We start from the raw sequence: 20,518 nt of genomic DNA, 5'->3' as shown, positions 1-20,518 counted from the left end.
CCGGCGTGGAAACCCGCTTCGTTTCCCGCGGCGGCACCAAACTGAGAGGCGCGCTTGACGCCTTTAAGATCTCACCCGAAGGCAAAGTCTGCCTGGATATCGGCTCTTCCACCGGCGGGTTCACCGACTGCCTCCTGCAAGCCGGCGCCAAATCCGTCTGGGCCGTTGATGTCGGGTATGGTCTCCTTGACTACAACTTGCGGAAGGATCCCCGGGTTCACATCCTGGAACGAACAAATTTCCGCTTTCTGGAATCCTCCGTCCTGAAAGAAATTCCCACACTGATTACCATTGATGTCTCGTTTATCTCTCTCTCTAAAATTTTTCCTAAAATCTACGAGGTCGCACCGTCCGGCGCGGACATTGTCGTTCTGGTGAAACCGCAGTTCGAGGGAACTCCCAAGGAAGCGCCGGAAGGCTTTGTGAAGGACGAGCCTACCCGCCAGGACATTTTGTCGCGGGTCCGTGCGATGGCGGAGCAGGCCAAATTTCAGATCAAGGCGGTTTCGGATTCAGTCCTGGCCGGCCGGAAAGGCAACCAGGAGACATTTTTTCACTTAATAAAACCATGAAAGACGTCTACGACTTTAAAAACATAGAGAAGAAGTGGCAGGAGACGTGGCGAAAACAGAAGGTTTTTGCCGCCAAGCCAAACGATCCGCGCCCGCGCTATTACTGCCTCGAGATGTTCCCGTATCCGTCCGGCAACCTGCACATGGGCCACGTCCGCAACTACTCCATCGGCGATGTCGTGGCCCGCACCCACCGCATGAAGGGCAAAAACGTTTTGCACCCGATCGGCTGGGACGCCTTCGGGCTTCCGGCGGAAAATGCCGCCATTAAGAACAAAGTCCACCCGGAGAAATGGACGCGACAGAACATCGCGGCGATGCGCGGCCAGCTGCAAGCCCTTGGAATTTCCTATGACTGGGACCGGGAGTTCGCCACCTGCGACACGGAGTACTACCGCTGGAACCAATGGTTTTTCCTGAAGTTCTACGAAAAGGGCCTCGTCTACAAGAAAAAAGCCGCGGTGAACTGGTGCCCGTCCTGCCAGACGGTAATGGCCAATGAGCAGGTGTCGGCGTCGGGCCAGTGCTGGCGCTGCGACTTCACGGTGGAAGCCAAAGAACTCGAGCAGTGGTTCATCAAAATCACCGTCTATGCCGAACAGCTCCTTAAAGATAATGCGCTTCTCAAAGGAAAATGGCCGAACGAAGTGCTGGTCATGCAGGAGCATTGGATCGGCCGCAGCGACGGCGCGGAAGTGCAGTTCGGCGTCGAAGGCCGAACCAAGAAGCTCACTATTTTCACAACCCGGCCGGACACGCTTTTCGGCGCCACCTATATGGCGCTGGCCCCGGAGCATCCGCTGGCGCGCGAACTCGCCGAACGAAACGGTACGATCCAGGAACTTAATACCCTGGCCGCGTCGCAACGCGCCAACAAGCGCGACCGGCAGGAGTCCGCTGATAAAAACGGATTTTTCCTCGACGCTTACGCCATCAACCCTGTCAACAACCAGCGGATCCCGATCTGGGTGGCGGATTACGTTCTGCTGGAATACGGCACCGGCGCGATTATGGCGGTCCCGGCGCACGATCAGCGCGACTTTGATTTCGCGACCAAGTACCGGATGTTCATCAACCAGGTCATCCAACCTCACGAACAGCCATTGGCTCTACCGCTGACCCAGGCCTACGAAGGGGAAGGCGTCCTGATCAACTCCGGTGAATTCAATGGTATTCCTTCAACGGAATCCAAGCGGAAAGTCGCTGAATGGCTTGAAAAGCGCGGGACCGGGAAGGCGACAGTTACCTACAAACTCCGCGACTGGCTGGTGTCCCGGCAACGCTATTGGGGAACACCCATTCCCATGATCAGCTGTCCGGACTGCGGTATCGTCCCGGTCCCGGAAAAGGATTTGCCGGTCCTGCTACCGACGGACGTCGAATTCACGGGCAAAGGGGAATCTCCGCTGGCAACATCCGCCTCGTTCCAGCAGGTGAAGTGCCCGACGTGTCACGGAAACGCGCGCCGCGAAACCGATACCATGGACACCTTCGTGGATTCCTCCTGGTACTACGCGCGCTACAGCGACCCGCGCAACAACCAGAACCCCTTTGACGCGGCAACCGTGAACCCCTGGCTACCCGTGAACCAGTATATCGGCGGCATCGAACATGCCACCATGCATCTCATCTATTCGCGCTTCTGGCACAAAGCCATGCGCGACCTGGGGCTGGTTCAATCGCCCGAACCTTTTGAGCGCCTTCTGGCGCAGGGCATGGTCACCCTCGGCGGGTCCGCGATGTCCAAGTCTCGCGGCAATGTGGTGGATCCCAACGCCATCATCGAAAAATTCGGGGCCGACACCGCGCGGCTTTTCATCTTGTTCGCCGCACCGCCGGAAAAACAGCTCGAATGGTCTGACACCGGCGTGGAAGGCGCCTGGCGCTTCCTGAACCGCGTCTGGCGTCTGGTGGACAACTTCCTTGAAAAGAAAAAAACAGGTCCGGCGCCAGTCGTCGAAGAGAAGACCAAAGCGCTGCGGCGCAAGACGCATTGGGCCATCGCTAAAGTCGATCGTGACTACAGCAAGGAAATTCAGATCAACACCGCGATCGCAGCGGTCATGGAACTGGTCAATGTCCTCTATGTCTACGACGCGTTGGGGGACTGCGCCTCAGAGGAGGCGGTCCAAACCGTGATCCAGCTTCTGTCCCCGGTAGCACCGCATCTCATGGAAGAACTCTGGGAATCCCTGGGCCGGTCCGGACGGGCTTCGGAATCCGCCTGGCCAGCGGCCGACCCGCAGTGGCTGGAGGCTGAGACGGTCGAAATCGTCGTTCAAATTAATGGTAAACTTCGGGATCGGATCCAGATCGCCCCGGGAACACCCAACGAATCGCTGGAAAAAGCTGTGTTGGCCCTGCCCAAAATTCACGCCGGGCTAGACGGCAAGACCGTCGTCAAAGTCATCGTTGTCCCGGACAAACTGGTCAACATCGTGGCACGATAAATCAAAGGAGCGCACAGGTGAAACGATTACGCGAGCTGGGGTTGCTGACGCTGATGGTGGTTTTGGGCGGGTGTTCGAAGTACTACTACAATCCGGCGCCGCAGGTGCTGCCGTCCTATATCCAGAAGATCGCGATCCGAACGTTTGCCAATCACACCCAGCAGTACGGACTCGAAGACAAGCTCACCCTGGCAGTTCAGAACGAATTTAACCGGGATGGCCGCTACGCCATCACCACGGAAGATCAGGCCGACGGCGTGTTGATCGGAGACATTACCCGTTACATTCTGGAACCGCTCAGTTATGACGTGAACCATGTCCCGACCCAGTACAAGCTCTGGATCATCGCCGATGTCACGTTTTACGATAAAGTGAAGCAGCAGTCTCTCTGGAAAGAACCCAATATGCAGGGAGAGCTGCGCTATTACGTGGCCTCGTCGGGACTCCCCGGAGCCCAGACCGAAGAAGAAGCCCGGCAGACGATCTGGGATGAACTGTCGCGCGATATCCGCACCCGGACGTTTGAAGGCTTCGGCACCATTACCGGCGCCTCCGACAAGGCCGTCCCTAAATCATCGCCCGATCAATACAACACCGTCGCTCCCCTGCCGCAGGGCCGCGAAGGAACGCCTCCGCCCCCGCCGCCTGAAAATCCGTCGTCGCCCCCGCCCGCGAACCCGTATTGAGGCCGCTCATGCCGATGCCGATCAAAGCCGACGAGCTCTTCCAGGCCTGGTCTCGTCAGCACTGGCAATCTCTTTACCTTTTTGCCGGACAGGAAGACTTCCTCATTGAACAGGCCGTTCATCAGGCGATGGCCCACTGGCTCCAGGCCGACGATAGCGGACTGAACCGCGACCGCTTTGACGCCGACAACCACTCCGCTGAAGAAATTATTCAGGTCGTCCAGACGGTCCCGTTCTTCGCCACCACTCGTGTGATCCAGATCGACAACGCTTCTCGATTTTCGGCGAGCGACCAGGAGCGCCTGGCGGAAAGCCTTTCCAGGCTGCCGCCGGAAACCCGGATGATCTTCATCTGGGGGAAGGAATGGCGGCGGGACGATAGCCGCAAACCCCTCGTTGAAGCGGTTTCCCGGCTGGGTCAGGTTATTATTTTCTGGCCGCTTTTTCCCGAACCAGCCCAGCGATGGGTTGTGCAGCGGGCCAAGACTCTTTATGCCAAGACGCTGGCTCCGGACGCCGCCGCCTGGCTCGTGCAGCATGCGGGGGAAGGGTTGCGCCTGCTCGATCAGGAGATCGCCAAGTGCACGGCTTACGTCGGTGAAAAACCCGGTATTTCACTCGAAGACCTGCAGGCTTCCTTTGGCTATCAAAAAGCCAGTTCTCCATTTGACTGGGTGACGGCGCTCCGGCAGAAACACCACCGTCCCGCGCTCCAGGTACTTCGCCACCTCTTGCAGGAAGGGGAAGAACCGCTGCACCTTCTGGCGCTCGTTGAGCGCGCCTTACGGGACTGGCTCAGCGCCAAAGCCTCCGGGGAAAACCCTTCGGTGCTGGCGATGCGGTTTCATATTCGCAGGGGGGAAGAAAATCGCTTTTCTCAGGAATTGATGCTTTGGGATGAAACGGAACTGACTATGGGCCTGCAGCGGTGCGTCGAAACGGAACAGAGGATTAAAACGGGGAAAGAAACTCCGGAAATGGCACTGACGCTGCTGACCTTAAGCCTTTGCAGTCTCCAAACGGCTGACGCGCCCGGCTAATCGGGATTTTTTGCGCGACGCCGCCCGATCGTGAATCAACCCTGTTTTCGCGGCTTTGTCCCAGGCGGAGAACGCTTCCTGAAGAAGCGCCTTGGCGGATTTCGCATCCTTGCCCGCGACCGCTTCTTCCACCTTCCGAGCGATGGTCCGAATGCGGCTGAGCACATTGAGATTGGCCTCGGCATGACGTTCCGACTGCCGATGGGTTTTGAGTGCGGATGTATGCCGTCCTGTCTTTAATTTCGCCATAAAAATCTCTCCTTTATTCTACTTCGTCATTCCCCGCGGGTACTGGCGGGGAATCCAGCCTGCAATCGTTATGTTTGGATCCCCTGCCTACGACCGCAGGGGATGACGATCAGTTATCTCTAAAAATTGCGTCGAAATTTAGGAAGTGGTATCGTATCCGATTGACGGTAGTCATGTCAACACAACCGCATCATCGTTTGGCCAGGTCCGCCGGTATTTTTACCGGCGCCACCCTGCTGTCCCGTATCCTGGGGTATTTGCGGGATACGATGGTCGCGGCCTTTTTTGGCGCCAGCGCCGCGGCGGACGCTTTTTATACCGCCTTTCGCATTTCCAATCTGCTGCGCCGCCTGCTGGGCGAAGGGGCGCTCTCCGCCTCCTTTGTTCCCGTCTTTTCAGAGTACACCCAGACACGGTCCAAAGAGGAAACCCAGCGCTTCCTGAACACGATCTTCACAACGCTTCTGGTCCTGCTCTCGATCCTCACCCTGCTAGGCATGGTCTTCGCCCCGCAACTCACGCGACTGATCGCGCGCGGTTTTGAGCCCGGATCCGAACGCTTCGCGCTCACCGTGATCCTGACCCGCTACATGTTCCCGTTTATCCTGTTTATCTCGCTGGCCGCGCTCATTACCGGCGTCCTGAATGCCTTTCATTCCTTCTTCCTGCCCGCGCTGGCACCGGCGTGTCTGAGCGTCGCGGAAATGCTTTATCTCGGATTCCTCTGGGTGGCCCACATCAACGGGCAAAATGCGATTGTCGGGCTGGCGGTCAGCGTGACCGTGGGAGGACTCAGCCAATTCTTTATTCTGATTCCCGCGCTGATGCAGCGGGGGTATTCCCTGTCGCTGCGCTGGGAGCCGAAGCATGAAGCGGTCCGCCGTGTCGAACGGCTGATGCTGCCGGCCACGCTCGGGGTATCGGCGGATCAACTGAACGCGTTTGTGGATACGATGATGGCCTCATTCTTGAGCATCGGGTCGGTCACCGCGCTTTACTATTCGAACCGCGTCATGCAGCTGCCGCTGGCGCTCTTTGGCATCGCGCTTTCGCAGGTGGCGCTCCCCACGATGTCCGCCAGCGTGGCGCGGGGAGCCACGCACGAGGTCAAGGAAACGCTTAATTTTGCCCTGCGTCTGACGCTGTTCATGATTCTGCCCGCGACCACCGGGTTGATCCTGCTGGGTTATCCGATTGTTCAGACGCTCTTCCAGTACGGACGCTTCTCCGCGAACGCGAGCGCGGTCACAACCTGGGCGCTGACGGCTTTTTCCATCGGGCTACTCGCTTACGCCGCGGTCAAGATTCTGGCGTCCGCCTTTTACGCCCACCAGACCACACGGGTTCCGGTGATCGTGGCCAGCGGCTGTGTGGCCCTCAACATCGCGCTGAATCTGACGGCACTGTGGGCACGGACAGTGCTCAGTTCCCAGCATCCGGAGTGGGCCGAGGCACTCAATGGCCGGATCGGCGTGGCCAGCCTGGCGCTGTCAACATCGATCGCTTCCTGGGTGAATGCCAGTGTTCTGTTTATTCTTCTCAGGAGGAAAATCGGGCTTCTCGGCGGCCGTCGCATTCTGCGCACGATCCTCAAATCCGGGATCGGGTGTCTGGCGATGACGCTCTTCTGCTGGGGAGTCCTGCACCTGCGTCTGACGGAGCTTCCGCTCGCGGCCAGCCACCTGCGCATCGCGCGGGCCTTCGAATTGCTGGTCGCTATTGCCGGCGGCGCCGGCGTTTACCTGGCCGTTGCCCGTCTCCTGCGCATGGAGGAATGGGAACCCTTCTGGTCCCAGCTCTCCCATAAACCCGTCGCCTCCGACATCAACGACTAATTATTTTTATAAAGGGGATAATGTCTAGCCGGCTGGGGCATGGGCTTGAAGGCTAGTTGAAGTCCTGAGGCTTTGAGAATTCCGACAAATGTTTTGAATTCGGGGTTTCCTTTTTTGGAAAGGGTTTTATACAACCCCATTCGCGAAAGGGAAACGCGTTTGGCCATATGAGTGACCCCATGGGCCCGGGCCACTTGAGCGAGCGCCTCCAGCAGAAGAGCAGGGTCGTTCTCCTCCGCGGCGGCATTCAAATAGAGCGCCGCTTCCTTCGGATTCTTCAGTGAATGCGTGAGGTAATCATCATGGGTTCGGTATTTTCTCATAAGTTCCTTCGGTAATCCTCCCAGTACGCATGAGCCTTAGCAATATCTTTGTCCTGAGATCCTTTATCCCCAGCACATGACAAGACGATGACCTCATCCCCGCAAAGAGCTGCATAGACACGATAGCCGGGGCCATAATGAATCCTTAACTCGACAACTCCCTGGCCGACGGCCCGATGATCGCCGAGGTTGCCCATTTCAGCGCGTGTGACACGAATCCTGATTTTAGCTGCACCCTGACGGTCCCGGAGAGCATCCACGTAGCCAGTGTATGGTTCGTCACCCCACGCGGTCTTATATATGGCTGATTTTCTCTTCGTCATAAGCGTACACTATAGTTGACTTACCGTCAAGGGAATTCGCTGCCGTCCGTCAGCGATTAAATTGAAACTTCTACTAGTTAGAGGGAAATTCCTAAACTTTATTCATTCACCGACAAATAGATTCTTTTGAATAAAATCCTGCCAATCCCCTCTAACACTATGAGGAGGTGGATTATGAACCCACTGGATGAACAAATTGAAGCGGTAACAGCGATTCTGCGGGCGAACGGAGGCCTCATCGGCCACGACCCCGATGCCCCCGACTACGCAAAACAGGCGTTTTTACAAATGATCATGGAATGCCCGGAGTGCCGGGAAATGGTGATGCGTAACATGCCGCCGGCCTTATTATTCAGGTGAAACCTAAACAAGCGGCCTGATCGTTCCCACCTGTTCCGGCTGATCTTCGACAGTCCTGTTGTTTTCCAACTATAATGGTTTGAATTATGAGCTTGAAAATTCTCGAGAGAATTCCATTGCCGGCTTTTCTTCGTCCGAAGGAGGAGGATAAGCCCTCGGCCGGAAGCGCGAACGGGCGGCTGACCCGAGAGTTCGCGGAGATTTGTACGCTGCCGCCTGAAGCGGCTCTGACGCGGCTCGGGGCCAGTGACCGGGGCTTGGACCCTTCGGAGATTGAAAAACGCCGCGCCCAGGCCGGTCTCAATGAAATCGCCCGGCGCAAAAAACTGGGCTTCATCGGCGAGATTTTCCAGCGCTGCAAGAACCCGCTCGTCATCCAGCTTCTGGTGATCGCCTCCGTCTCCTATTTTATGGGAGACCTGCGGTCCGCCACCGTCGTCGGCGGCATGATTGTGCTCAGCGTTTTTCTGGCGTACTTCCAGGAAACGCGGTCCAACCTGGCCGTCGAGAAACTGCGCGCCATGGTCCAGACCACTTGCACCGCCTGGCGCTCAGGCAAAGAAGTGGAAATCCCCATGAACGAGCTGGTTCCCGGCGATGTCGTGGTCCTGACAGCGGGATCCATTATTCCGGCGGACCTGCGGCTGCTCAGCACCAAAGATTTCTTTGTCAGCCAGTCCGCCTTGACCGGCGAATCCATGCCGGTGGAAAAACAAGCCACTCTCACCGCCACTGCCGCCGGAGGCGATTTTGATCTGGCCAACGCCTGCTTTCAGGGAAGCAACGTTCTGAGCGGTTCGGCCCGTGGGCTAGTCATCAACACGGGGAACCGAACCTATCTCGGATCGATTTCCCAGAAGGTTTCCGCCCAGCATGTCCTGACCAGCTTCGACAAAGGCATCAATTCGTTTACGTGGCTCATGATCCGTTTCATGGTCGTGATGGTAGCGGTCGTTTTTGTCATTATCGGCGTGACCAAACACAATTGGATGGACGCGCTGCTCTTTGGACTGGCGATCGCCGTCGGGCTGACGCCGGAAATGCTCCCGATGATCGTCACCGTGAATCTCTCCAAGGGCGCGCTGGCCATGTCGCGCAAAAAAGTGATCGTCAAGCGCTTGAACTCCATTCAAAACTTCGGCGCCATGGACATTTTGTGCACGGACAAAACCGGCACGCTCACGCAGGACCGCATCGTGCTCGAACGTCACGTCGATGTGACCAACCGCGAAAGCGACGACGTGCTGCGCTACGCGTACATGAACAGTTATTACCAGACCGGCCTGCGCAACTTGCTCGACAACGCGATCCTGTCGCACTCGGACCTCGATGTGGAGCGGAGCTGCCGCAAAGTCGACGAAATTCCCTTTGATTTTTCCAGGCGCCGCATGTCGGTGATTATCGACTACGAAGGCGACCACGTGCTGATCTGCAAAGGAGCGGTGGAGGAGATTTTCAGTGTCTGCGACCGCTACCAGGTCGACGACGAAATTTACCCGCTGATCGACATCCTGAAGCATGACCTGCTTGAAGAGTATCAGGGGTTAAGCACGGAAGGCTACCGCGTGCTGGCCATCGCCTACCGGGAATACCCGCAGACCAAGGAAACTTTTTCATCCGTCGATGAAGCGGATCTGGTCCTTCTGGGCTACATCGCGTTCTTCGATCCACCCAAGGAGTCGGCGGCCAAGGCGCTGCAAGTCCTGCAGAATTCCGGTGTCAGCCCCAAGATCTTGACCGGCGACAATGATCTGGTCAGCCAGAAGGTTTGCCAAGATGTGGGCTTGAAGATGGAAGGATTGGTCACCGGCAATGAATTGTTAAACCTCTCGGACGAAGAGCTCACGCGCGTCGCCGAGAAAACAACGGTTTTTGCGCGGCTTTCGCCCAGTCAGAAGGAGCAGATCATCCGGGCCCTGCAGCGCGGTGGGCATGTGGTCGGATTTCTCGGCGACGGCATTAATGACGCCCCGGCCATGAAAACAGCGGATGTCGGCATCTCGGTCGACACAGCGGTGGATGTGGCCAAGGAATCGGCGGACATTATCCTGCTCGAAAAGAACCTACTGGTACTTGAAGACGGCATCATCGAAGGACGCAAGGTTTTCGGCAACATCATCAAATACGTCAAGATGGGCGCCAGCTCCAATTTCGGGAATATGTTCAGCATGCTCGGCGGAAGCCTTTTTCTGCCCTTTCTCCCGATGGCGCCGATCCAAGTGCTCGTCAACAACCTCCTGTACGACTTTTCACAGGTTGGGATCCCCACCGACCGTGTCGACGACGAATATCTCCTGAAGCCGCGTAAGTGGAACATTGGCAGCATCACGAAATTCATGATTTTCATCGGCCCGATGAGCTCCATTTTCGATTACACCACGTATTTTTTGATGCTCTTCTTTTTCGGATGCTGGCGTTTCAAACTGCCGGCCACCTCTCCGGAAATGAAAACGTACTACGCGAGTTTGTTCCACACCGGCTGGTTTGTCGAGTCGCTTCTGACCCAGACGCTTATCGTGCACATGATCCGCACCCAGCGCATTCCTTTTTTCCAGAGCCGTCCCAGTGCCGGGCTTTTAGTGACCACGCTCGCAGTCATGTCGGCCGCCGTCTACCTGCCTTACTCTCCTGTAGCCGGAACATTAGGATTTGTGCGATTGCCGCCTGTTTTCTGGGCCTGGATGGCCCTCACTCTCTTCCTGTATTGCGGCTTGACTCACACCGTCAAGACTTGGTTTTATTCACGTTATGGAGCTGACTAATCATGAAGAGTTTGCTTAACGCATTAAAAGACGGACGCCTGGTGGAACTGCCGGACAACGACAAAGAAAAATCTCTGCGTTATCTGGCTCACTTGATCGAAGCGGTCCCGGAACTGGGGGGGAATCTCAGTCTCGATGAAGACGTGATGGCCCGTGAAAATTCGGCCAATACCGGTATCGGTCTTGGGGTCGCCTGCCCCCACGTGCGAGCGGCCGGCAATGGCGAGCTTCTCTGCGCGGTCGGGTGGAGCCCGTCGGGAATCGACTACGGCTCCAAGGACGGCAAAAAGGTTCACCTCGTGGTGATGTATTACATCCCGGACTCGGACAAGAACACCTACTTAAAAGAAATTTCCGCGCTGGCCAGCGCCATCAAGAAAGAAGGCAGCATCCAGTCGATCGCCAAAGCCGAAGATATCGCTTCGGTGCGTGAGGAGCTTTTGAACTGGGTCTCTGCCGCCATCGACGCCGGGATCCCTGAAACCAAAGCGCGCATGGTCCGCCTGGAAGCGCGCCAGGCGGCGGTCGCCGTCGGCGCCGACGTCTCCGCGTCCCCTTCCGCTTTATCGATCATTCCGGTGACCATCGTGACGCTGCCGGGCCAGCCGCCCATTATTTTGTGCCAGGACACCGCGCTTGCCTCCGACCTTGAAAAACAGGAAAACCTTGAACTGTTGATCCGGCAGCGGGGCCAGTTCAGTCACGGGTCGTATCAACTGGTCTTCCGATCGTCCCTGCCGTATACGCAGGGACGGGCCCTCTCCGAGTTTCTCGCCGTTAAGAAAACCTCTTAAAGAGGTGTCCGGCCCATCTCCCATATGCTGACGCTCACCACCGGGTCTTTCCGTTCGATTGAAAAGGCTCTCCTGAAGGACCTTGGAGAGCGGAGAACTACGGATCCGCTGACTTCCTTACTGGTCCTTTCTCCGTCGGGCCACATGCTCACCCGCCTGCAAAGCGAGTTTGCCAAACAACACCCGGCTTGTTTGAACATCCATTTCCTCAGCTTTTACGGTCTGGCAGACCGGTTGTTGTCGGAAACAGAACCAACGGATCAACTGGTGGCCGACCCGGCGCTTTACGCGGAACTCATCAGGGAACTACTCGAAGGAAACCGCAATGTTGAGTTTGTTCTCCGTCGCCATCTGCACCCGCAGAACCGGCCTCTCTCCAGGGGGCTTCCCGCAGCGCTGGCCTCCACTTTGCGCGACCTACGCGACTCCGGGGCCCGCGTGGTGGACGCGCTGCACGCGGCTCTGGAAGGCCACCTGGGCGAAACCGCCCAAGATGCCGCGCCGGCCCTCGAACTCTATGCCCGCGTTTACGATGTGCTTCACAGCCGCGGCTTACGGACCCACGCGGACCAGCTGCGCCGGGCGACCCAGCAACTTTCTACAAATACCTGGATCCGGAATCAGAAAAGTGTTTTTCTCTACGGGTTCTACGACCTGACAGGGGTCCAGTTGGATTTCATTCTCGCGTTCAGCCAACATCCGGACGCCCGGCTCTACGCGCCTTGCATCGCCGGAGACCCGGCTTACGCCTTTGCCGAACGGCTGCTGAAGGATCCGGCATTGACGGGCAAGATCGGGCAGACCTTATCCACCGCCGGGGGGAAAGAGAGCGTCAACCCTGCAACGGAAATCTGGAACTGCTCCGGCCTTTACGACGAGGTCTGGCTGGCGGCCAAAAAGATTCTCCGGCTGGCGGGCGAAGGGATCCCCTATTCGCACATGCTGCTCAGCGCCCGCGCCCTGGGTCCCTATCTCTCCACCCTCCGAGACATTTTCCAGGTTCACCAGATCCCCTACGCCATGGAACAGGAAGAACCAGCCGGCGCGTATCCGCTCATTAAAACCGCACGGCAACTCCTGCTTCTGGCCCAGAACGATTTCCCGATCGGAAGCACGTTCGATCTCCTCAAATCCGCCTATTTCTCCGCTTCGCAGGACTCTCAATGGGAACTCATCGCCCGTCAGGCCGGCATCGTCTCCGGATGGGATTCGTGGGAGGAACGCCTGCGGCATTGGTCCGCCGAGGATGCTCCGGAAGAATTGCTGGAATCCCTCGCTCCCGCCGAAGCGCGGCGACAAGCGCGTCTATTGCTGAAGCAGCTCTCGGAACTGCGCCAAGACCTGACCGCAGAACAGGACGGCCGGCACCCCTGGAGCCACCACGTCCGATGGGCGGAACAACTTTTCCGTCGATGGCTGCGCCTGCCTCCGGATGCCACCCACGAGGAAAAACACTTATGGGAGGGCTTGCTCGGAGCGCTTCGCGCGCTGGCTACGCTGGACGCGCTGGATCATCCGGTCAGCCGGGCGCGCTTCCTGGAAGTGTGGGAGGACAAGCTGGACAAACTGACCGTCCAACTGGCGCCTTCCAACAACTTCGGCGTTCAGGTGCTGGACGTCATGGCCGCCCGGGGACTTTCCTTTGAAGCCGTCTTTCTGCTGGGACTCAATGAAAAATCATTCCCGCGCCTGATCCGTGAAGACCCCTTTCTCTCCGACAACGCCCGCTCCGCTCTGGCCGGAACGCTGGGATGCCGCTTAAACCGCAAACTGGACGGTTACCAGGAAGAACGCCTTCTCTTCGCGCTGGCCAAGGAAATGGCTGAAAAGCATTTTCATCTTTCGTACCAGCGCTCGGACGAGGAAGGGAAAGCGCTTGTGCCGTCGCTCTACCTGCATGAGATGATCGGCGCCGACACCCCGCGACACCATCTGGCGCGGGTTCTTGGAGAAAAATGGCGCCAGGTTCCTTTTTCCGATCTCACTCCCAAAGAACTTTCTGTCTTCTTGAACCGTGAAAACCTGGATCCAGGTGATTGTTATCGCGCCCTGGGCTATGACCATGCGCTTTACCACTCACTCCGGCAGGCCCAGGAACAGCTCGAAAGCTTCCAGAATCCTCTGGGTCAGCGGGATGGACTGGTTGGCCATGAACCAATAACGAGAAAGATTGCTGATAGAGGATTTTCGCCAGATTCCTTAACCGATTTAGCGGAATGCCCCTATCGCTACTATGCCGGAAAGGTCCTAAAACTAAGGGCTAGGGAAGACACAGCGAGCCGAGGAGACTTGGCGGCCGATGCCTCAGGGAAACTGATCCACCACATTTTGGAAACCTTCTACAAACGTCATTCCCCGCAGTCACTGGCGGGGAATCCATCAGGCCGTAAGACAATGATGGATCCTCCGCACCGTCCACCCGTCGAATCCATCAGTCGGTGCGGCCCCGTCTATGAGAACATCGACAGGAGGGCGGGGCCGCCAGAGTCCGCGGAGGATGACGTCCTATTTCTCAAACAATTGGATTTGGCATGCAAGGAAACTTTCACTCTGTTTCAAGACACCGCGGCAGACCTTTATCCGATTGCCTGGGCTGCCAGCCAACAGAAGATCCGGCTACGGCTGCGCCAATTTATCAACAAGGACCTTGAAGAATTATCGGAGAGTCGATTTAAGCCAACCTATTTTGAGGAACGCATCGAAGGGGAAATGGCTGAATTGACTCCGCCGGTGGCTAGCACTCGCTTCCGCGGACGCGTTGACCGTATCGATCTCCGGGAAGATCAGGGAATAATCGCTTACCGGGTTGTGGATTACAAAACCGGCCGGCCTTCCCGCCGGGGCGCAAAAACAGAGACGCAGATCCTTCGCGGCAACTACCTTCAGCTCCCGGTGTATCTCAGTTTAGTGGGCCCCTGGCTGAAACAGAAGCTCGGCAAACCGGTCCGGCCTGTAGGCGCCGCCTTTTATAACCTGGCGGATTGGGAAAAAGGGCAGCCTTCGCCGCAAATCACACCGGAATTCTGGACTTCCTGCAGGAAAGCTTTTTCCGAAAATCTGGCGGGGCTCCTGGCGCTCGTCGAAAAAGGGATTTTTTACATCCGACCCAGTGACGATCAGGGCTACTGCGACTGGTGCGAATTCTCCCAGATTTGCCGGAAAGACCACAAACCCAGCGCGTCGCGAAGTCTTTCCAGCCCGATTCGCCGCGCGAATGACCAACGATTGTCGAGGAAGGCCGAATGATTGACCTTTCGCGAAATCATGTCATCGAGGCCGGGGCAGGAACCGGGAAAACCTACAACCTGGTCCAGGCGCTGCTGCAGGCGCTCTTCCAGAAAGGCCTCCCGCTCACCAGCATCGTGGCCCTGACCTTCACCAAGAAAGCCGCCGGAGAAATGAAAGAGCGCGTAGCCGATGAATTGCGCAAGATTCTGGCGGCAAAGACCCAGTCGGAAGAAACCCGCGCCTGGGGTCACCGATTGGAGGAATTGCAAACTCTGGCGCGTGCGGCGATGGGACAGATCGATCGCGCCCAGATCAGCACCATTCACTCGTTTTCGTTTTCACTTTTGAAACGCTTCCCGTTGGCGGCCGGTATCAATCCTGAAGCCGAAGTGGATGAAAAAGGTCTTCGTTATGCCGATATCTTTGACCTGGAATGGCCGCGGTGGCTGACCGCGGAATTGCGCCTGGGTTCGCCGCGAGAAAAAGAGTGGATGGACGTCTTAAGCCGGTTTTCCGTCGCCGATATCGAAGACGCGGCCCGCCTGTTGAGCGATTTTCGGACGCCCCTGCAAGCGCTCCCGGTTTCCGAAACGGATCTTCCGAAACGCCTCCAACCGCATGACAAGCGACTAAAGGAACTGGCGGCGGATCATTCGCCCGAGGACAAAACCGGACGATTGGCGGTGGCGTGCGAAGCGGTGCTGGGCCGCGCGGCCAAAGGAGCATCTCTGGCCGAGCTTCCGGCGGAACTCCTCGAAGATGTCCGGCTTGAACCGGGAACCCCGAAGAGCTGGAGTAAAGAGGAACTGCGCGAGATCAAATTCTTCCGCAAATTGGCCCACAACCTGCTCGACGGAGGGGACCATCAAGTCGCTTTGCTGACACAGCTTTTGCGTCCCTTTGTGGAGCGATTCCGTTCCACCGTTCTGGCGCAAGGGTATTTGTCGAACGACGCGCTTCTGGCGCTGGCTTGCGAACTGGTGCGCGATCGTCACGACATTCGAGAGACCTTGAAGCGAGAGTTTCGGATGATTCTGATCGACGAGTTCCAGGACACCGATCCCCTGCAGGGCGAACTCCTGCTCTTTCTGGCGGAGCAGATGAAAGGCCGCGCCACCCGGTGGACGAACGTCCAGCTGGAACCCGGAAAACTGTTTGTGGTGGGGGACCCGAAACAATCTATCTACCGCTTCCGTGGAGCGGACATCAGCGCTTACCGACAGATCACCGACGTGATCCTGGCGCAGGGGGGCTTGAGCACGTCCCTGCAGAAGAGCTGGCGCAGCCACGAACAGATCATTCACGTCATCAACCGGAGTTTCAGCCGGATCATTCAGGAACGCAAACCCATCTCTCCCGCCTACGTGCCGCTGGAACCGCAGCGCCCGCTGGCCGGACTGCCCCTGCAGACTGTCGAACTCTGTCTGGCCAACTCACCAGAACCCCAGAGCAGCGAAGACGCTAATAAACAGGAAGCGGACCACGTTGCCCTCTGGATCGCGCAGAACGTGGGCGCCTGGGAATGCCTCGACAAACAGGGAAACCGGCGGCCGCTTCAGTACAAAGACATCGCCCTCATTTTCCGGTCCACCCCGGCGATGCGGACCTTTCTCGAGTCGCTGCGCGCTCAAGATATTCCCTTTGTCGTGGAAGGAGAACGTTATTTCTACTCCACCCCGGAAGTTAAGGACCTAATCAATTTCCTGCGCGTCATTGAAAACCCGCGCGACCGGATCGCGCTCGTCGGGTTTCTCCGCTCACCCCTGGGCGGGTTTACCGATGCCGAGATCCTCGACCTGAAGGAAACCGACAGCCTGAACGCCACGCATCCGCTGCCACCCTCGTTCACGAAACCCCAGCTTCAAATCTGGGAGCTGCTGCAACACCTGCATGCGCGTGTCGGGCGCGAGCCGTTGAAGGCGCTCTTGCAGCACATTTTCGAGGAATCCTTCGTACTGGAGCTGGCCGCGCGCTCGTACCATCGCGATCAAACCATCGCCAACATTTTGAAGTTGAAGCGGCTGCTGGAAAGTTTCGCCGAAGAAGGCGTCACCACGTTCCGCTTGCTTCTGGCCAAAGTGAAGTCTTTTATGGAAGAAGACCGGCTGGAGGGAGAAAGCCCTCTGGCGGACGAGACGTACGACGCCGTACGCCTTCTGACCGCGCACAAGTCCAAAGGTCTGGAGTTCCCGGTCGTCATCCTGCCGTCCCTGCACAGCGGCCGGCGTAGCGGCGCGTTCGAAGCGCTCAGTTACGACTGGAGCACGGGACGCCTCGGCCTTCGAGTGGCGGGTCTGCAAAACCTGGAAAAATTCGTTCTGGATTGGGAAACTCAGGAGCGCGAACGGGAAGAGGAAAAGCGCGTGCTGTATGTCGCGATGACGCGCGCCCGGGAACGACTCATGCTTTCCGGAGGCATCCATTTGATCAAGCCGGCCAGCGACAGTTACCTCGAATGGCTGGGGATCGCCTGGGAACTCCCGTTGGATCGTGTAACCCCCGGTTCGATGGAACGGGGACCCGCGCAGCTGCAGATTTCTTTTATCGAAAAAAGCAGCCGGGATGAACCCGCACGCCGGCCAGCCCTGCGCGTCCTGCCAGTCGATTTCTCAAACCAATCTTTTGCTAACCGGTGGCAAGAACGTGCTAAACATTGTCAGGAAACCCTCGCCAGGAAACAGACCTTGCGCCCCAGCGCGATCGACAACTCTCTCCGTCATTCCCCGCAGCTACTGGCGGGGAACCTATCAGGCCGTACGACACTGATGGATCCTCCGCACCGTCCACCCGTCGAATCCATCAGTCGGTGCGGCCCCGTCTATGAGAACATCGACAGGAGGGCGGGGCCGCCAGAGTCCGCGGAGGATGACGAGTTTGTGGTGTTCCCTAACGATGACGAGAAACGCCTCCTTCCGGATGAAGCGAAAATACTGGGTACACTGATCCACCGGTTTCTGGAACAGTGGGATTTCAGCAAGACTCAAAGCGAGATCCCCGCGCGCCTTCGCCAAGTCATAGGGAACCTGTTCGCTTCCGCGGGACTCCCGCTCACGTCACCGTCCTCCGCCGCGGTCGAGAAAGAAGCACAGGTTATTCTGGACGGGTTTGTCGGCTCTGAATCCTACAACGAAATTAAAACGGCAACGATTCTAGGTCGGGAAATCCCCTTCTTTTATGCACAACCAGACAACGGGCTGATGCGCGGCTCCATCGACCTTCTCTACCGCCTCCCCGACGGTACACTGATTGTTGCGGACTATAAAACCGATCGGCTTCCAAAAGACCGGGAGACCGCTTCCCTGGCCGCACGCTACCAGCCGCAGGTGTCCATCTATCGGGAAGCCATCCAGCGCGCTCTCGGCGAAAAGACGTTGACGAAGCTGATTTTTTTGCGTGCAAGCTCGGCGATTACCATTTAGAATATGTGCCAACGATGAAAGAACCGCGCAATTACTTTATCCTGGTCTTAACGCTTTTCATCGTCCTGGCGGCGGCGTGGCAATGGACTCCGCTCCATCACTGGGTTGATCTGGACTCTCTGACCCTCTGGGGGAAACATCTCCGAAGCCTGCGCTGGACACCGGTCATCGTTCCATTAATTTACGTTGGAGCCGGACTGCTGGCTATTTCGCACGCCCTGCTCATCTGGGCAACGGCCTTTACCTTCCCGCCGATGACCGCCTTTGTTTACGCTGAATTAGGATCGCTGCTGAGCGGAATGGCTGTTTACGGCGTCGGACGGGTTCTGCGCCAGGATTTCGCGCACCGGTTGGCCGGCTCCTCCTGGGACCGCCTCAGTCGATCCCTGGGACGGCATGGGGTGATCACCATCGTCACCCTGCACATTTTCCCAATCGCCTCTTTCAGCATTCTGAATCTTGTCGCCGGGGCCTCTCATATCCGCTTTCGTGATTTTCTGATCGGCACGGTCCTCGGCGTTTCACCCGGCATTATTGTGGTCTGTATTTTTGGCGAGCGTCTGATCCAGACGCTGCGTCACCCCCAACCCCTGAACTGGGTTTACCTGGGCCTTTTTGTCCTCTCCGCCTGGTTCCTTTTATCCCGTCTCCGACACCGCCTTCTTCCGGTGACCGAAACCGCGAATTGCCCCCAAACACCCACCTGATCTCTTAAGAACCGTTAGCGTCACAAAAAATATCTGTTCTAAAACTCAGCCTGATTTAACCACCCCTACCGATCCACCGAGATGATTTAGCAATGATTTGCACCCTTATTTCACGGTTGCATTTCTTCCTGCATGGCGTTACTTCTCAAGAGAGAAACGGAGAGCGCATGAACTGCATCAGCATCGCTGACCGGCTTTGGTTTGAAGAAACGACCCTGGGGGCTACCTTAAACCTGCAGGTGTCCGATGATCCGGACGGGGTTCTTTTCTGTGTCGGTATCTCGCATCGCTCGCTTCAGAAATGCGATCACGACCTGGGACGAGGCCGCAGCACCTGGGAGATTGAGGATGGGAGCCTGTCCATTGAAGGAGACATGGAAGAAATGGCCCTGACTTTTTCTTCGCAGAAGAACCATCTTCAGGTGGACGTCCTCCTGCACGGGGATGAGCCGAAAATGTTCCGCTACGCCGTTAACGCCTTAGCCGCCCGCCAACGCGTTGGACTCAATTAATCTCCTATAATCCAAAAGTGAGCCATCCACACCAGGGAAATTCTCTGCCAGAGGAACGCGCGAATATCCAGCGGGCGCAAGCAGGCGATAAAGACGCTTATCGCTGCCTGGTGGAAGGCTATCAGGACCGTCTTTTTCGCCTGGTGATCTCGATGGTCGCCAGGAAAGAACTGGCCGAGGATCTTACCCAGGAAATTTTCATCAAGGCGTACTTCGCCCTCCCTTCCTTCCAGGGAGATTCGGCCTTCTATACGTGGCTCTTTCGTATCGCCTCCAATCACTGTCTGGATCATCTCCGCAAGCGCCGGCCGGTTGAGATTTCTCTCGATCAACCTCTCCATGACGAAAGTGACAAAACCGCCGTGGAAAATCTCAAAGCCCCGACTCACGAATTGCCGGGACAATCCATCGAGACAACCAGTAACATGACGGACATGACGCATCTGCTGGACACACTGGACCCCGATCAACGCCTCCTGTTGACTCTGCGCGAAGTGGAGGGGTACTCGTACGAACAACTGGCTGTGGCTATGAAGTGCGGTGTTAACACGATCAAGTCCCGACTGAACCGTACCCGGAAGGCGCTGAAAACCGTTTTTGCTCGAAAATATGGGTCTGCCCGCCGTAGCCTTGGCGAAGGCGGGAACATTTCCGGTGACAAAACCGTCTTACAGGGTGAGGAAAAACCATGATCCGCTGCGACCAAGTTCGAGCTTCTCTGGAAGCCTATTATGATCACGAATGCGTGCCCGAAGAACGGCAGGCGCTCGAAACTCATTTAGCGACCTGTCCAACCTGCCGCGAAGAACTGGACCAATGGGTTCATTTATCGACTGAACTATTCCCGGATCAAACGGTCCAGGCTCCTCCTTTTCTGTGGACCCGCGTTCTGGCGGGGATCGAAGATCGGGAGGCCCTGCAGAAAGATCCCTGGTGGGTGCAGTGGCGCTGGATGAGCCAGATCACCGCCGCGGCAAGCCTCTTTGTTATTCTCACATCCGCTTATTATTTCCAGACGGCCACCCCATCGCTGGACACCTTGCTGGAAGGCGGGACAACTCAACAGGAAGCGATCCAATTGGTTTCGGCCGTCACAACAAATCCGAATCACACCGGTCTTGTTTTAGGAGGAGAATCATGGGTGGAAAATTAAAGGCTTCTTTGCTGCTAGCCGCCATGTTTGGTTTAGGATTTGTCGCGGGGGTGGTTTGTGGTTCTTACCCTTTAAGGCACAGGATGTCACCCGCCTTTTTCGAAA

Annotated in this window: 17 protein-coding genes; 14 read left to right on the top strand and 3 right to left on the bottom strand. The window is 57.1% G+C overall.

All coding sequences use genetic code 11. The features are described 5' to 3' along the window. Positions 1-5: 5 nt before the first annotated feature. The 4 genes from WC859_01555 to holA are packed head-to-tail and all read left to right on the top strand — an operon-like array spanning position 6 to position 4,748. Positions 6-572: a TlyA family RNA methyltransferase gene (locus WC859_01555; protein MFA5974837.1), complete on the top strand. Its 567-nt coding sequence runs from the start codon at positions 6-8 to the stop codon at positions 570-572. Further along, positions 569-3,022 (top strand): leucine--tRNA ligase, encoded by a 2,454-nt coding sequence (gene leuS, locus WC859_01550; GenBank protein MFA5974836.1) that lies wholly within the window; start codon positions 569-571, stop codon positions 3,020-3,022. The genes WC859_01555 and leuS overlap by 4 nt, the downstream gene beginning before the upstream one ends. Before the next feature lie 17 nt (positions 3,023-3,039). Then, complete coding sequence (locus WC859_01545; protein MFA5974835.1) at positions 3,040-3,708, top strand: LptE family protein; 669 nt, start codon at positions 3,040-3,042, stop codon at positions 3,706-3,708. Positions 3,709-3,716: 8 nt separating this feature from the next. Further along, on the top strand, positions 3,717-4,748 hold the full coding sequence (gene holA, locus WC859_01540; GenBank protein ID MFA5974834.1) for a DNA polymerase III subunit delta: 1,032 nt from the start codon (positions 3,717-3,719) through the stop codon (positions 4,746-4,748). On the opposite strand, the gene rpsT is transcribed toward holA, so the two are convergent. Beyond that, positions 4,707-4,997: a 30S ribosomal protein S20 gene (rpsT, locus tag WC859_01535; protein MFA5974833.1), complete on the bottom strand. Its 291-nt coding sequence runs from the start codon at positions 4,995-4,997 to the stop codon at positions 4,707-4,709. The genes holA and rpsT overlap by 42 nt on opposite strands. A 173-nt stretch (positions 4,998-5,170) precedes the next feature. Here rpsT and murJ point away from each other — a divergent pair, with 173 nt between their 5' ends. Continuing rightward, entirely contained in the window at positions 5,171-6,832 is a 1,662-nt protein-coding gene (murJ, locus tag WC859_01530; protein ID MFA5974832.1) for a murein biosynthesis integral membrane protein MurJ, read from the top strand. Here the strand turns inward: murJ and WC859_01525 are convergent. Continuing rightward, a complete protein-coding gene (locus WC859_01525) occupies positions 6,829-7,155 on the bottom strand; it encodes an addiction module antidote protein (protein MFA5974831.1) in 327 nt (108 codons plus the stop codon). The two genes, murJ and WC859_01525, sit on opposite strands and share 4 nt — an antisense overlap. Next, positions 7,152-7,478, bottom strand: a complete 327-nt coding sequence (locus WC859_01520; GenBank protein ID MFA5974830.1) for a type II toxin-antitoxin system RelE/ParE family toxin — start codon at positions 7,476-7,478, stop codon at positions 7,152-7,154. Before WC859_01520 ends, WC859_01525 begins: the two co-directional genes overlap by 4 nt. A gap of 174 nt (positions 7,479-7,652) precedes the next feature. Between WC859_01520 and WC859_01515 the strand changes: the two genes are divergently transcribed. The 9 genes from WC859_01515 (at position 7,653) to WC859_01475 (ending at position 20,413) form a co-directional block, all read left to right on the top strand. Continuing rightward, positions 7,653-7,838: a hypothetical protein gene (locus WC859_01515; protein MFA5974829.1), complete on the top strand. Its 186-nt coding sequence runs from the start codon at positions 7,653-7,655 to the stop codon at positions 7,836-7,838. 86 nt (positions 7,839-7,924) lie between these two features. Further along, a complete protein-coding gene (gene mgtA / locus WC859_01510; GenBank protein ID MFA5974828.1) occupies positions 7,925-10,600 on the top strand; it encodes a magnesium-translocating P-type ATPase in 2,676 nt (891 codons plus the stop codon). Positions 10,601-10,602: 2 nt separating this feature from the next. Continuing rightward, positions 10,603-11,394: a PTS sugar transporter subunit IIA gene (locus WC859_01505; GenBank protein ID MFA5974827.1), complete on the top strand. Its 792-nt coding sequence runs from the start codon at positions 10,603-10,605 to the stop codon at positions 11,392-11,394. A gap of 24 nt (positions 11,395-11,418) precedes the next feature. Beyond that, positions 11,419-14,640 carry a PD-(D/E)XK nuclease family protein gene (locus tag WC859_01500; protein ID MFA5974826.1) on the top strand — a complete coding sequence of 1,074 codons (3,222 nt, stop codon included), beginning with the start codon at positions 11,419-11,421 and terminating at the stop codon, positions 14,638-14,640. Continuing rightward, positions 14,637-18,041, top strand: a complete 3,405-nt coding sequence (locus WC859_01495) for a UvrD-helicase domain-containing protein (protein ID MFA5974825.1) — start codon at positions 14,637-14,639, stop codon at positions 18,039-18,041. The genes WC859_01500 and WC859_01495 overlap by 4 nt, the downstream gene beginning before the upstream one ends. Positions 18,042-18,055: 14 nt before the next feature. Continuing rightward, positions 18,056-18,748, top strand: a complete 693-nt coding sequence (locus tag WC859_01490; GenBank protein ID MFA5974824.1) for a VTT domain-containing protein — start codon at positions 18,056-18,058, stop codon at positions 18,746-18,748. 92 nt (positions 18,749-18,840) lie between these two features. Beyond that, positions 18,841-19,260: a hypothetical protein gene (locus WC859_01485; protein MFA5974823.1), complete on the top strand. Its 420-nt coding sequence runs from the start codon at positions 18,841-18,843 to the stop codon at positions 19,258-19,260. Between the two features lie 17 nt (positions 19,261-19,277). After that, the gene (locus WC859_01480) at positions 19,278-19,952 is read left to right on the top strand and encodes a sigma-70 family RNA polymerase sigma factor (protein MFA5974822.1); all 675 of its coding nucleotides are present in this window, start codon (positions 19,278-19,280) and stop codon (positions 19,950-19,952) included. Next, entirely contained in the window at positions 19,949-20,413 is a 465-nt protein-coding gene (locus tag WC859_01475) for a zf-HC2 domain-containing protein (protein ID MFA5974821.1), read from the top strand. Before WC859_01480 ends, WC859_01475 begins: the two co-directional genes overlap by 4 nt. The last annotated feature ends 105 nt before the right edge of the window (positions 20,414-20,518 follow it).

Source organism: Elusimicrobiota bacterium, from assembly GCA_041660185.1.
Taxonomy (GTDB): domain Bacteria; phylum Elusimicrobiota; class Elusimicrobia; order 2-01-FULL-59-12; family 2-01-FULL-59-12; genus JBAZWU01.
Note: the sequence above shows the minus strand (reverse complement) of the source record. Positions and strands in the feature narration are given on the sequence as shown.

Excerpts from the sequence above, each read along its gene's own strand:
- WC859_01515 (MFA5974829.1), top strand. The coding sequence starts at position 7,653 with ATGAACCCACTGGATGAACAAATTGAAGCGGTAACAGCGATTCTGCGG.
- holA (MFA5974834.1), top strand. The coding sequence starts at position 3,717 with ATGCCGATGCCGATCAAAGCCGACGAGCTCTTCCAGGCCTGGTCTCGT.
- mgtA (MFA5974828.1), top strand. The coding sequence starts at position 7,925 with ATGAGCTTGAAAATTCTCGAGAGAATTCCATTGCCGGCTTTTCTTCGT.
- WC859_01500 (MFA5974826.1), top strand. The coding sequence starts at position 11,419 with ATGCTGACGCTCACCACCGGGTCTTTCCGTTCGATTGAAAAGGCTCTC.
- WC859_01475 (MFA5974821.1), top strand. The coding sequence starts at position 19,949 with ATGATCCGCTGCGACCAAGTTCGAGCTTCTCTGGAAGCCTATTATGAT.
- WC859_01505 (MFA5974827.1), top strand. The coding sequence starts at position 10,603 with ATGAAGAGTTTGCTTAACGCATTAAAAGACGGACGCCTGGTGGAACTG.
- murJ (MFA5974832.1), top strand. The coding sequence starts at position 5,171 with ATGTCAACACAACCGCATCATCGTTTGGCCAGGTCCGCCGGTATTTTT.
- WC859_01520 (MFA5974830.1), bottom strand. The coding sequence starts at position 7,478 with ATGACGAAGAGAAAATCAGCCATATATAAGACCGCGTGGGGTGACGAA.
- WC859_01525 (MFA5974831.1), bottom strand. The coding sequence starts at position 7,155 with ATGAGAAAATACCGAACCCATGATGATTACCTCACGCATTCACTGAAG.
- leuS (MFA5974836.1), top strand. The coding sequence starts at position 569 with ATGAAAGACGTCTACGACTTTAAAAACATAGAGAAGAAGTGGCAGGAG.
- WC859_01485 (MFA5974823.1), top strand. The coding sequence starts at position 18,841 with ATGATTTGCACCCTTATTTCACGGTTGCATTTCTTCCTGCATGGCGTT.
- WC859_01490 (MFA5974824.1), top strand. The coding sequence starts at position 18,056 with ATGAAAGAACCGCGCAATTACTTTATCCTGGTCTTAACGCTTTTCATC.
- rpsT (MFA5974833.1), bottom strand. The coding sequence starts at position 4,997 with ATGGCGAAATTAAAGACAGGACGGCATACATCCGCACTCAAAACCCAT.
- WC859_01495 (MFA5974825.1), top strand. The coding sequence starts at position 14,637 with ATGATTGACCTTTCGCGAAATCATGTCATCGAGGCCGGGGCAGGAACC.